This window comes from Amycolatopsis sp. NPDC000009 (assembly GCF_055563465.1).
The window spans coordinates 247,001-259,483 of sequence record NZ_JBVHDI010000010.1 but is presented as its reverse complement, the minus strand read 5'-3'; the positions used below and the strand labels follow the sequence as shown (position 1 = coordinate 259,483).

Genomic DNA, 12,483 nt, shown 5'->3' with positions numbered 1-12,483 from the left:
AATTCGAGCCCGTTCGAATCCGCCGCGGCGACTGCTAGCGTCGGCGTAGTGCTCACATTGCGGGTCGACGCCGACACGGTGTCCAGGACGCGGTTGTCACCTTCCCCCGCGTCGGAGTCCATGGCGTGGCTGAAACTCGCCGCCGCGTCGGGACGGCACCCGGTGTTCGGCGACCCCGGACCGCTCGCCCGCGCGTCACTCGCCCATCCGGACGTCGCCCTGCTCACGGATCTGTTGCCGCGCAACGGCGACACCTACACACCGGACCTGCTCACCCCGCAGCCGGGCACGGGTACGCGGCGCCGCGACCTGATCGACGAGCAGATCGCACAGATCGAGGCGACGGCCCAGGACGACCTCGAGCAGCAGCTTTTCACCTACCCCCGGACCCACTGGAGCAGGCCGCTGCGGGCCACGACCCTCCGGATCGCGGAATCGGGACGGATGCAGAGGCGGCTCGCCAACGGTCTCGCCCGTTTCTGGCGGGACTCCCTCTCCGACGGCTGGCCGGAACTGCGCTCGATCCTCGACCAGGACATCGCCCATCGCGCGACGGCCATGGCCACCCACGGTGTCGGCCGGGCGCTCGGCGCACTCCACCCCGACATCGCCTGGACCGGCGACGCGATCAGCATCGCCAAGTCGTGGGACGGCGAAATCGAGGCCACCGGCCGGGATCTGGTCTTCGCGCCCAGCGTGCTCGGCCGGCCCGGCGTCATCATCCAAGTCGACACACCTGGGCAGCTCGTCCTCTACTACCCCGCCCAACGGATCGGAACCAGCCGGGACCGCCGGTCCGGAAACCTCGCGGAGGTGGTCGGCAACGCCAGGGCGGCCCTGCTCGCGGATCTCGAAACCGCCCGATCCACCACGGAACTAGCCACCCGGAGCGGCTACGCCCCGGGCACCGTCTCCTATCACCTCGGCGCCTTGCACCGCGCGGGACTCGTCACCAAGGTCAGAGCCGGACGCTATGTGCTGTACCAGCGGACCGCGGAGGCGGCGGCCATGCTGGAAGAAGCCCGCGGCTAGCCGCCGCGGAAACCGGACATGGACCGAATCCGGCCACCCGATCACTCCGCGACGGACAGCACGACCTTTCCCGTGGTCTTACCCGCCGCCACGAGTTCTTGCGCTTTTGCGGCCTCCTCCAGCGGGAACACCGTGTCGATGGCCGGTTTGAGGCGTCCGCTGTCGACGAGTTCGGCCAGTGCGAGCAGTCCGGCGCGGTCCGGCTCGGCGAGGGTGAACCCGGCGGTGACTCCGGCGGCGTCGGCGAGTTCCGGCAGCCGCTCGTCGTTCGTGCGGGTGAGCTGGACGAGCCTGCCGCCGCGGCGAAGCGTCTTGAGCGACCGAGGCCCGTACTCCAGGCCGATCGTGTCGAGGACGACGTCGACGTCACGGACCTCCTCGGCGAAGTCCGTCGTGCGATAGTCGATGAGCTCGTCCGCGCCGAGATCGCGAAGGAATTCGTGCTTGGCCGCGCTGGCCGTCCCGATCACGTACGCGCCGCGCGACTTGGCGATCTGGATCGCGAGATGCCCGACCCCGCCCGCCGCCGCGTGGATCAGAACCCGTTGCCCCGGCTGGATGTCCGCCGTGTCGACGAGGCTCTGCCAGACCGTCAGCCCCGCGAGCGGGACCGCGGCCGCGTGCAGGTGGTCCAAAGTGGACGGTTTGCGCGCGAAGTGACGGCTCGGCGCGGCGACGTACTCGGAATACGCGCCGGCCTGGAACGGGAACGACGGCATGCCGAAGACCTCGTCGCCGGGGGAGAACAGGGACGCGCCCGCGCCGACCTCCTCGACGACGCCGGACACGTCCCAGCCGAGGATGAACGGCGGATCGCCCATCGGGCCGATACCGCCGGTCTCGCGGGTCTTCCAGTCGACCGGGTTGACGCCGGCGGCGTGCACCCGGACCAGGATCTGGGCCGGGCCGGGGACGGGTCTTTCGACGTCGACGAGTTCGAGGACTTCGGGGCCGCCGAGGCGGTTCTGGCTGATCGCTCGCATGGGCGCCATTGTTCGGCGAGCGTCGTACTTCCGGCGAGGTTCCGGTGGGCCAAGTGTCGTCAGGATCGGGACAGCTGCTCATGCTGCCGGGGGCCAGGGCCGTCTCGCCTGCTGCAGGGGTTGCGAAAGCCACTTTCGCAACCTCCAACGTTGCGAAAGTGGCTTTCGCAACGCGGCGGCAGGTCGCGACACTCGTGCGGGCGGGTGCCCACATGCCAGCGCGCGCTCAGGCGCCCCGCAGCACCGCAGCGATCTCCGTCTGCTCGAAATGCTCGGCCCACCCCAGCGCCGACGACGAGTACAGCGAATCCTCCAGCGAAGGATCCGCCCCCACGTCGAGCAAGGCCCGCACCGCGTCGACGTGCCCGCCCTGCACGGCCAGGTGCAGCGCGGTGACACCTTCTCCGTGCGAATGCCCGCCGAAGGTGCCCTGACGGTTCACCGATGCGCCGAGCTCCGCCAAGGTCCTGATCGCCGAAGCCTTCCCCTGGGCGGCGGCCCACGTCAGCGCCGTGCCGCGGTAGACGTCGGCGTCCACCGCCGCGCCCCGCTCCACGAGGGTGCGCACAGCCGAGGACCGGTCGTTCCGCGCGGCCCACGCAAGCGCCTCGTCGACGATCTCGGCCGGATCGTCGCTCGGCCGCCATTCCGGGAAACCGCTGTGTGGCCGGTGGAACTCGCGATGCGCGCCCGCCGCGGGGGAGAGCGTGCCGTCCGGCGCGAGCAACTCGTCGAGCAGGTCCGCCCGGCCGAGCCCGGCGGCGACGCGCAGGTTGCCGGGGGAGACGCTGCGCGAAGCCAGCAGCTCCGCCGCCTCGCGATGGCCCCAGAACAGCGCGACCACCAGCGGTGTCCCGCCGTCGCCCCGGGCGGGAACGTCGACCGGCGCGCCCGCGTCGAGCAGCATCGTGACCAGCAGCGGCAGCCCGGCGTACCCGGCCTGGTGCAACGCCGTCCAGCCGTGCACGTTCGCTGAAGCAGGATCGGCGCCGTGGTCGAGCAGGATCCGGCACAGCCGCTCGTCGCAGGTCGCGGCGGCCATGCCGAGCAGGTCGTTCCCGTTCTTCCCGTGCGCGTGGACGAGCGTGGGCAGGTCACCGATCAGGCGCGCGAGCCCGGCGAGGTCTCGCGCGTCGATCAGTTCCCGTGCCTTCTCGAAGGCGAGTTCAGCCGGTGACGTCACGCTCCCGCACGCTACCCCCGACCCCCGACAGAATCCGCCATTCGGCCAGCGGGATCCGCTCGTCCCCGGTCAGGACCTGCAGGCAGACGTGATCCGCGCCCGCGTCCAGCTGCGCCCGCACCCGAGCGTCGATCTCGTCCTCCCCGACGGCGACCAGCGCGTCCACGAGCTTGTCGGAGCCGTAGTCCTCCTCGGTGAACCCGAACCGCCGCAGATTCGCCCGATGGTGGGCGGCGAGGTCCAGGTACATCGACACGTGCCGCCGCGCGATCTCCCGATCCGTCCCGAGGACGACGGCCTGCTCGACGGCGAGGAAGGCCGAAGGCCCCATGGCCTCCCGCGCCAGCGCCGTGTGCTCGACGGGGACGAAGTACGAATGCGCCCCATCGGTGCGTTCCGCGGCCAAGGCGAGCATCTTCGGCCCCAGGGCGGCCAGCACCCGCCGTCGCGGGGAGTCCGGTGTGGACAGTTCGGCCCCGTCCATTTCGTCGAGGTAGCCGCGCATCGCCTCCAGCGGCTTCGTGCCCGGAAGGTGCCCGCCCAGTCCTAGAACGAACCGGCCGGGATAGGCCTCGGCGAGGGTCCGCTCGGCGGCCGCCGCGGCGACGGGTGCCCGGTGCGAGAACCGCGCGATCCCGGTGGCGACGTTCAGCCGTGACGTCGCCGCCAGCAGCAGTCCCGCCTGCGTGAACGCCTCCCGCCCCAGGTACTCCCCGAACCACAGCGTGTCGAAGCCGAGTTCCTCGACCTCCGCGGCCGCCTCGCGGACTTCGCCGATTTCCTTGCCGTCGAACGAGAACGTCCAGATTCCCACGCTCATCGGGACACCTCCGCCAGCGCCGGGGCGAGCCGTTCCAGCTGGTCCACGATGGACGCGAGATCGTCCCCGGCGGGATGGAGGAGCACGGTGTCCGCGCCGGCGTCCACGAGTTCCTTGATCCGCCCGGCGATCCGCTCCTCGTCGCCCCACGCGGTCAGCCCGTCCACGAGGCGGTCGCTGACGTCGTCGATGTCGGCGTCGGTGTAACCGAGCCGCTTCCAGCCCTTGAAGTAGTGCTGGACGCCGTACTGCTTCATCAGCCCGATGTTCTTCGACACACTCTCCCGCGCTTGTTCGTGGTCGCCGAGCAGCACCGAATGGGTGGGGATGAGCAGCTTGTCCCTGCCGAGGATTTCGCGGGCATACGGCGTGTGCTCGAAGGGCTGGGCGAACGGATGCGCGCCGTCGGTGAGATCGCGCGCGAGTTCGAGCATCTTCGGCCCGACGGCGGCGAGGACGAGCGGAAACGGCACCGGCGAAGGGAATTCCTCCGCCGCCGCGGACATGGCCGTGAGGTAGTCACGGGTCTGTTCGAGCGGCCGGTAGTCCGAGCCCGCCTGCACCGCCTGATACGAGTGCCCGATCCCGACGCCGAGCACGAACCGGCCCGGGAAGGCCTGCGCGAGCGTCCGCCCGCCGCTGTGGGTGGTGTACGCGGGCCGCGACCAGATGTTCGCGATCCCGGTGCCGACCACCACCCGTTCGGTGGCCGCGAGCGTGATGGCGCTGTACGCGAACAACTCCCGGTTCCCCGGCCCCTCGCCACCCCAGACGGTGCGGTAACCCAGCTCTTCCAGGCGTCGTATCGCCCGCCGTTCCTCGTCGGGCGTCGGCGCGAACATGCCGACCGGCAGCCAGACACCCACCGGGCCCAGCCGCTCACGGGTTTCTTCGATCAAGGTCATTCTCTCGTCTCCCCAGCTAACATGAGGCACCCTCCGGTTACCTCGGCGACTATACGGAGGGTGCCTCCGATTTGTCGAGACTAGGCTCGGGAGCGCGATGGACACCCAGAAGAAGCCGCTGCGGGCGGACGCCCGGCGCAACTACGAGCGCCTCCTCGACGAGGCGAGGCGAGCTTTCGCCGCGCACGGGGTCGAGGCGTCGCTGGAAGAGATCGCCCGCCGGGCCGGGGTCGGTATCGGGACGCTCTACCGGCACTTCCCGACGCGGGAGGCACTCGTCGAGACGGTGCTTCGCGAAGGCTTCGACACGCAGGCCGCGGCGGCCCGCGAACTCCTGGACTCCCCGGAGCCGCTGGACGCGCTGAAGGCCTGGCTCGCCGGGATGGGTGAACAGTCGGCCCGCTACCGCGGACTACCCGAACTGATGGTCGACGTCCTCAACGACGAGACTTCGCCGCTCTACGCGTCCTGCCACGCCATGCGGGACCAGGTGTCCCACCTGGTGGAAAGGGCGAAGGCCGCGGGGGAGCTCCGGGCGGACGTCACAGTGCCCGAAATCCTGGTGATGCTGCACGCGCTTTCCTGGGCCAGCGAATATCTTTCGGGTGACAAGGGCCTCGAACGCCTCCTCGACCTCGTCTTCGCGGGATTACGGGCGAGTTAACAATCCCCTGTCACCAGGTCTAAACTGCGGCGCAACCGGGCACAACGGCGTGACCGTCAACCGCAACCCCGAGTCGCAGGCACAGACCAGATAGTGGGAGCCGTATCGTGACCAAGCCGAACAAGCCCGTCGTCCTCATCGCCGAGAAGCTCGCGCCCTCCGTGCTGAGTGTCTTCTCCGACGAGGTCGAGGTCCAGCATGTGGACGGCACGGACCGCCCCGCGCTGCTCGAAGCCGTGAAGACGGCGGACGCGCTGCTGGTGCGGTCCGCGACGAAGGTCGACGCCGAGGTCCTCGGTGCCACCACCTCGCTCAAGGTCGTCGCCCGCGCCGGCGTCGGGCTGGACAACGTCGAGGTCCCCGCCGCCACCGAACGCGGTGTCCTGGTGGTCAACGCGCCGACGTCGAACATCGTCTCCGCCGCCGAGCACGCCGTCGCGCTGCTGCTCGCCGTCGCCCGCCGGGTCCCGGCCGCGGACCAGAGCCTCCAGGGCGGCGCGTGGAAGCGCAGCGCCTACTCCGGCGTCGAGATCCAGGGCAAGACCATCGGTGTGGTCGGCCTCGGCAAGATCGGCCAGCTGTTCGCGCAGCGGCTCGCCGCGTTCGACACCAAGCTCATCGCGTACGACCCCTACGTCTCGGCCGCCCGCGCCGCGCAGCTCGGCATCGAGCTGGTCACCCTGGACGAACTGCTGGAGCGCGCCGACGCGATCTCCATCCACCTGCCGAAGACCCCGGAGACCAAGGGCCTGATCGGCGCCGAGGCGCTCAAGAAGACCAAGCAGGGTGTCATCATCGTCAACGCCGCGCGCGGTGGCCTGATCGACGAGCAGGCGCTGGCGGACGCGGTCAGCTCCGGCCACGTCGGCGGCGCCGGTATCGACGTGTTCGTCACCGAGCCCACCACCGAAAGCCCGCTGTTCGGCCTGCCGAACGTCGTCGTCACCCCGCACCTCGGCGCCTCGACCGCCGAGGCGCAGGACCGCGCGGGCACCGACGTCGCGAAGTCCGTGCTGCTCGCGCTGCGCGGCGACTTCGTGCCGGACGCGGTGAACGTCGCGGGCGGCGGCACGGTCGGCGAGCACGTCCGGCCGTACCTCTCGCTCACCCAGAAGCTCGGCACCCTGCTGACCGCGCTCAACCCGAAGGCCCCCGCCTCGGTCACCGTCGTGGTCAAGGGCGAGCTGTCCACCGAGGACGTCAGCGTGCTGCCGCTCGCGGCCGAGCGCGGCGTGTTCTCCGGCGTCGTCGAGGACCAGGTCACCTTCGTGAACGCGCCGCGGGTGGCCGAGGAGCTGGGTGTCCAGGTCGATCTGGTCACCGAGACCGAAAGCCCCAAATTCCGCAGCCTGGTCACCCTTCGCGCGGTCCACGCCGACGGCACGACCCTTTCGGTCTCCGGTTCGGTCACCGGCAAGGACGAGGTCGAGAAGCTCGTCGAGGTCAACGGCCGTCACTTCGACCTGCGCGCCGAGGGCAACGTGCTGCTGCTCGAATACCCGGACCGCCCGGGCATCATGGGCCGCGTCGGCACGCTGCTCGGCGAGGCGGGCCTCAACATCGAGGCCGCGCAGATCAGCCAGACCACCGACGGCGCGGACGCGGTGATGCTGCTGCGCGTGGACCGTTCCGTCGACTCGCACCTGCTGGAGCCGATCGGCGCCACCGTCGGGGCGCACACGATCCGCGCGGTCAACTTCGGCTGACCTCCAAGTACATGAAGGCCCCCTTCCTTGCGCCTAGGTACAGGAAGGGGGCCTTCATGTACTTCTTCGCAATTAGCCGACTAAATGCGGTCGTTGTGTGTGCAAGGTTCGCGAGATCGCAGAGCAAGATTCAATAACGGTGAAAAATGCCTACTGAAGTCGGGCTGGTCCCCGGATAGGTTCTTCCGGCGAGGCCGAACCATCGCGTCGTCAAGGGCACGGCGCGGCGCCGGGGCTCACCGTCGGGGGTGTGTTCGAGCGGTAGGCAGGTTCCGAGTCCAGGCCTCGAGTGAGGGCACGTACTCATGAACAGATCCCGCGTACCCCGATGGGCGATCCGCTCATCGGCCGCGGTCTTCGCCGCGTTGCTCGTGACGTCCGTGACCGGGGCGTCCGCTGCCGCGCAGGATGTCCCTCTCGCGGACGGCGTCACGCCGGCGAAGATCGACCGTAACGGATTCCAGGGGAAGGTCGAGCCGAAGCTCAAGGCCGCCCAAGGCAAGATCACCGCCTTCGTCGAGCTGGCAAAGCAGCCCGCCGTCGACGCCTTCAACGCCGAGCAGAACAAGGGCGCGGGCAAGGAAAAGGCGAAGAAGGCCGCGAAGGACGCCAAGGCCGACGCCGCCGCGACGGTGAACTCCGTCGTCGGGCAGCTCAAGGCCGCCGACGCCGGCACCCAGCTGGTCACGCAGACCGCCAACGCGGTCGCCGGCGCGGTCGTCACGGCCGACGCGGCGAAGATCCGCGAGCTGGCGAAGCGGCCGGACGTCGTCTCGGTCAAGAAGGTCGTGCCGAAGACCCGCACGAACTCCAGCGCGGTCCAGCTGACCAACACGCTCGCCTCCTGGCAGCAGACCGGCCGCTACGGCGACGGCATCCGCGTCGGCGTGATCGACGACGGCATCGACTACACCCACGCCACCTTCGGCGGTCCGGGCACGGCCGAGGCGTACAAGGCGATCAACCGCGACCAGGCCACCCCGGCCTTCCCGACCGACAAGGTCGTCGGCGGTATCGACCTGGTCGGCGACGCCTACGACTCGGGCAGCGACGACCCGGCCCTCAACACCCCGAAGCCGGACCCCAACCCCATCTCGTGCGGCCACCACGGCACGCACGTCGCGGGCACGGTCGCCGGATTCGGTGTGGACGAAGCGGGCAAGACCTTCACCGGTGACTACAAGAAGCTGAACAAGAAGAAGATCGAAGCGATGCAGATCGGCCCGGGCACCGCGCCCAAGGCCCTGCTGTACGCCATCAAGGTCTTCGGCTGCGACGGTTCGACCAACGTCACCTCGCAGGCGCTCGACTGGTCGCTCGACCCGGACGGTGACGGCGACTTCACCGACCACCTCGACGTCGTCAACCTCTCGCTGGGCGGCGACTTCGCCACCCCGGACGACCCGGACTCGCTGTTCGTGCGCAAGATCGCCGCGAACAACGTCGTCCCGGTGTTCTCCGCGGGCAACGGCGGCGACCTCAACGACGTCGGCGGCGCGCCGGGCAACACGCCCGAGGCGCTGACCGTCGCCAGCAGCCGTGACGCGTCCGTCCTGCGCGACGCCGTCGAAGCCGTCGCTCCCGACGGTGTGAAGGGCGCGAAGACCGGCCAGTTCAGCCAGAACTACGCGGCCTACGACACGCTCGACGTCACCGCGCCGGTGGTCACGCTGTCGGCCGACAACGCCGCCGGCTGCAAGCCGTACTCCGAAGCCGACAAGGCCAAGGCCGCGGGCAAGATCGTGTTCCTCGAATGGGACGACAACGACGCGACCCGCGCCTGTGGTTCGGCGGGCCGGTCGAACAACGCGCAGGCGGCCGGTGCCAAGGGCGCGCTGTTCTCCTCGACGCTGGAGCACTTCTCGGCGGGCATCGCGGGTAACGCGGCCGTGCCGACGTTCCAGCTGACCGGCAGTGCGACCGCCTCGGTCCGCCCCGCGGTGGCCGCGGGCACGCTGCAGATCCGCATGACCGGCAAGGGCCGCGTGTCCGTGCCGACCTTCGACAAGTCCATTGTGGACACCCCGAGCTCGTTCACTTCGCGTGGCGGGCGTGGTCCGGCCGTCAAACCGGACGTCGCGGCGCCCGGTGACTCGATCGCGTCCGCGCTGAGCGGCAGCGGGGCAGGCCGCCTGGTCATCTCCGGGACGTCGATGGCGGCCCCGCACACCTCGGGTATCACCGCCCTGATCCGTCAGGCGCACCCGGACTGGTCGGTCGAGGAGGTCAAGGCCTCGGTCATCAACACCGCCGGTCACGACATCCGTGACGCGTCGGGCCGGGTCTACGGTCCGCAGCGCGTCGGCAGCGGCCGGATCGACGCGAAGGCCGCGCTGGACAACCAGGTCCTGGCCTACGTCGTCGACAACCCCGGGTTCGTCTCGGTCAACTTCGGCGTCGTCGAAGCGGGCGGCCCGGTCACCCTGACCAAGACGGTCAAGGTGGTCAACAAGGGCATCAAGCCGGTCGAGTACTCGGTGGGCTACGAAGCCGTGAACGCGCTCCCCGGTATCGAGTACACAGTGGACAAGCCGACCGTGAAGCTGAGCCCGCGCGGTATCGCGCTGGTGAAGGTGACCTTGAAGATCGCCGACCCCAAGGCGCTCCGCAAGGTCATGGACCCGACCATGGCGGCCACGCAGGTCGGCCTCGCCCGGCAGTTCGTGGCGGACGCCTCCGGCCGGATCGCGTTCACCCCGAAGAGCGGCACGACCGTTCCGCTGCGGCTCTCGGTGTACTCCGCGCCGAAGCCCGTCTCGTCCATCAACACCCCGGGCAACGTCAACTTCGGTGCCGGCCAGACCCAGGCCGTGCTGAACCTGACCGGCAAGGGCGTGGACCAGGGCTCCGGTGCGCAGCGGTACCGCTCGCTGATCAGCGTGCTCGAACTGCAGGCGGAATCCCCGCAGCTGCCCGAGTGCGACGGTGACGTCACCACCGACTGCACCCTGAACCAGACGGCCAAGGGCGCCGACCTGCGCTACATCGGCGCGGCGTCGACGGCCCCGCTGGCCAAGGCGCAGGGTGAGCCGGAGAACGCGTTGCTGGCCTTCGGTCTCACCACCTGGAGCGACCTGGCCAACCTGGGCAGCAACACCTCGCCGTTCGTGGACATCGACACCACGGGCGACGGGCAGCCGGACTTCGAGACCTATGTGACCAAGGTGACGTCGACCGACGTCCTCGTGGCGGTCACCGTGGCGCTGAAGCCGGGCTTCCCGCAGGTGGACATCCAGCCGATCAACGGCCAGCTCGGCGACGTCGACACGAACGTGTACGACACCAACGTCGTCGTCCTGCCGGTGAGCATCGCGGCGCTGGGCATCGACCCGAACGCCGCGTCGCACAAGATCAGCTACACGGTCGGGACCTCCGGGTTCTACGCGGCACCGGGTGCGGACTCGTCGACGATCGACTACGTCGGCACGCCGCTCTCGTTCGACGCCTTGGCTCCCGCGTACACCGTCCAGGGCGGCGGCGACTCCGCGCTGGGCTACGTCGCGAAGCCGGGCACGGCGCTGGTGGTCAACCGCAACGCGGCCGCGCAGGACACCGTGCTGGGTCTGCTGGCGATCGAGCACCACAACGCCTCGGGCAACCGGGCGAACGTGGTGAAGATCCAGACGAACAACGGCAACGGCAACACGGGTGTCGACCGGCCGGGCAACGGCGGGCGGCACACCGGACGTCAGCCGATCGGTGTGGGCTGACGCGGTAGTGCGGTAATCCGCGTTCGATGAGGTGAGGGACGCCCTGGCGGCAGGCTTTCCGCCAGGGCGTCCCTTCTTGTTTTCACTCTTTCGGCTGTCTCGCTCTGTGGGAGATTCCGGCATAAGGGTGGTGCGGCTACGGCTACCGGGCTACGGCCGGTAACCTTCCGCTGCTGGCGTTTTCTTGCGGATGGGCCATCCGGACTGCCGGTGGCCTGGTCTACGGAGGTGTGTGGATGCGGCTCGCGGTGATCCCAGGAGACGGGATCGGGCCCGAAGTGGTCTCCGAGGCGCTCAAGGTGCTCGGTGAGGTCGTACCGACTGCGGAGATCACGAACTACGACCTCGGCGCCGCCCGGTGGCACTCCACCGGCGAGCTGCTCCCGGAGTCGGTACTCGGTGAACTCCGTCAGCACGACGCGATCCTGCTGGGCGCGGTGGGCGACCCGACGGTGCCGAGCGGCATTCTGGAGCGCGGGCTGTTGCTGCGCCTCCGGTTCGAGCTCGACCACCACGTGAACCTGCGTCCCGCCCGGTTGTACCCGGGGGTGCGCGGACCGCTCGCCGAGGCGGGCGAGATCGACATGGTCGTCGTGCGTGAAGGCACCGAAGGCCCGTACGCGGGCAACGGTGGCCTGCTGCGCAAGGACACCGAAAACGAGATCGCGACGGAGGTCAGCGTCAACACGGCGTTCGGCGTCCGGCGCGTGGTGACCGACGCGTTCAACCGGGCCGAGGCGCGGCCGCGCAAGCACCTGACGCTCCTGCACAAGACGAACGTGCTGGAGTACGCGGGTTCGCTGTGGTCGCGGATCGTCGAAGAGGTCTCATTGGAGCACCCGGAGGTGACCGTCGCCTACTCCCATGTGGACGCCGCGACCATCCACCTGGTGACCGACCCGTCCCGGTTCGACGTCGTGGTGACGGACAACCTGTTCGGCGACATCATCACCGACCTGGCGGCCGCCGTGACCGGCGGCATCGGGCTGGCGGCGAGCGGGAACCTCGACATCACGCGGCGGAACCCGAGCATGTTCGAGCCGGTGCACGGCAGCGCGCCGGACATCGCGGGCCAGGGTCTCGCCGACCCGACCGCCGCGGTGCTGTCGGTGTCGCTGCTGCTGGACCACTTGGGACAGAAGGAGGCGGCGCGGCGGATCGAGGCCTCGGTGGCCTTCGACCTCGCGACCCGCGACCAGGCGTCGCCCGGTGCGACGCACGCGATCGGTGACCGGCTGGCGGCCCTGGTGTCGTCGAACGTGCGCCCGGTCACTCAGTAGTTCTTGGAAGTACGTGAAGGCCCCCTTCATTGCGCTGGACGCAGTGAAGGGGGCCTTCACGTACTTCGGGGCTGGCGACCTGGGGGTGTCGCGAAAGCCTCTTTCGCAACGCCGGCGGCCCGGGAGCGCGTCCCGGAGTGTGGAATATTCCGCCCGGCTTGTGGACGACCGGCGAAGCGTGTGCCATGATGCGTCCGTGA

Annotated in this window: 9 protein-coding genes; 5 read left to right on the top strand and 4 right to left on the bottom strand. The window is 69.7% G+C overall.

Going from position 1 to position 12,483, the window contains the following annotated elements; all coding sequences use genetic code 11:
• Window positions 1-48 precede the first annotated feature (48 nt).
• Window positions 49-1,032, top strand: a complete 984-nt coding sequence (locus ACZ3HL_RS26125) for a helix-turn-helix domain-containing protein (protein ID WP_465534373.1) — start codon at window positions 49-51, stop codon at window positions 1,030-1,032.
• A 41-nt stretch (window positions 1,033-1,073) separates the two neighbouring features.
• On the opposite strand, the gene ACZ3HL_RS26120 is transcribed toward ACZ3HL_RS26125, so the two are convergent.
• From ACZ3HL_RS26120 to ACZ3HL_RS26105, 4 genes are all read right to left on the bottom strand, one after another.
• The gene (locus ACZ3HL_RS26120) at window positions 1,074-2,015 is read right to left on the bottom strand and encodes an NADP-dependent oxidoreductase (protein ID WP_465534371.1); all 942 of its coding nucleotides are present in this window, start codon (window positions 2,013-2,015) and stop codon (window positions 1,074-1,076) included.
• 226 nt (window positions 2,016-2,241) lie between these two features.
• Window positions 2,242-3,198 carry an ankyrin repeat domain-containing protein gene (locus ACZ3HL_RS26115; protein ID WP_465534369.1) on the bottom strand — a complete coding sequence of 319 codons (957 nt, stop codon included), beginning with the start codon at window positions 3,196-3,198 and terminating at the stop codon, window positions 2,242-2,244.
• Window positions 3,182-4,018, bottom strand: coding sequence for a TIGR03620 family F420-dependent LLM class oxidoreductase (locus tag ACZ3HL_RS26110; RefSeq protein WP_465534367.1), 837 nt, complete (start codon window positions 4,016-4,018; stop codon window positions 3,182-3,184). Before ACZ3HL_RS26110 ends, ACZ3HL_RS26115 begins: the two co-directional genes overlap by 17 nt.
• Entirely contained in the window at window positions 4,015-4,923 is a 909-nt protein-coding gene (locus ACZ3HL_RS26105; protein WP_465534365.1) for a TIGR03620 family F420-dependent LLM class oxidoreductase, read from the bottom strand. Before ACZ3HL_RS26105 ends, ACZ3HL_RS26110 begins: the two co-directional genes overlap by 4 nt.
• Window positions 4,924-5,020: 97 nt before the next feature.
• On the opposite strand from ACZ3HL_RS26105, the gene ACZ3HL_RS26100 reads away from it, so the two are divergent.
• From ACZ3HL_RS26100 to ACZ3HL_RS26085, 4 genes are all read left to right on the top strand, one after another.
• Window positions 5,021-5,587 (top strand): TetR/AcrR family transcriptional regulator, encoded by a 567-nt coding sequence (locus ACZ3HL_RS26100; RefSeq protein WP_465534363.1) that lies wholly within the window; start codon window positions 5,021-5,023, stop codon window positions 5,585-5,587.
• Between the two features lie 107 nt (window positions 5,588-5,694).
• On the top strand, window positions 5,695-7,293 hold the full coding sequence (gene serA, locus ACZ3HL_RS26095) for a phosphoglycerate dehydrogenase (RefSeq protein ID WP_465534361.1): 1,599 nt from the start codon (window positions 5,695-5,697) through the stop codon (window positions 7,291-7,293).
• A 305-nt stretch (window positions 7,294-7,598) separates the two neighbouring features.
• Window positions 7,599-11,003 (top strand): S8 family peptidase, encoded by a 3,405-nt coding sequence (locus ACZ3HL_RS26090; protein WP_465534359.1) that lies wholly within the window; start codon window positions 7,599-7,601, stop codon window positions 11,001-11,003.
• A 236-nt stretch (window positions 11,004-11,239) separates the two neighbouring features.
• The gene (locus ACZ3HL_RS26085; RefSeq protein WP_007031599.1) at window positions 11,240-12,283 is read left to right on the top strand and encodes a 3-isopropylmalate dehydrogenase; all 1,044 of its coding nucleotides are present in this window, start codon (window positions 11,240-11,242) and stop codon (window positions 12,281-12,283) included.
• Window positions 12,284-12,483 lie beyond the last annotated feature (200 nt).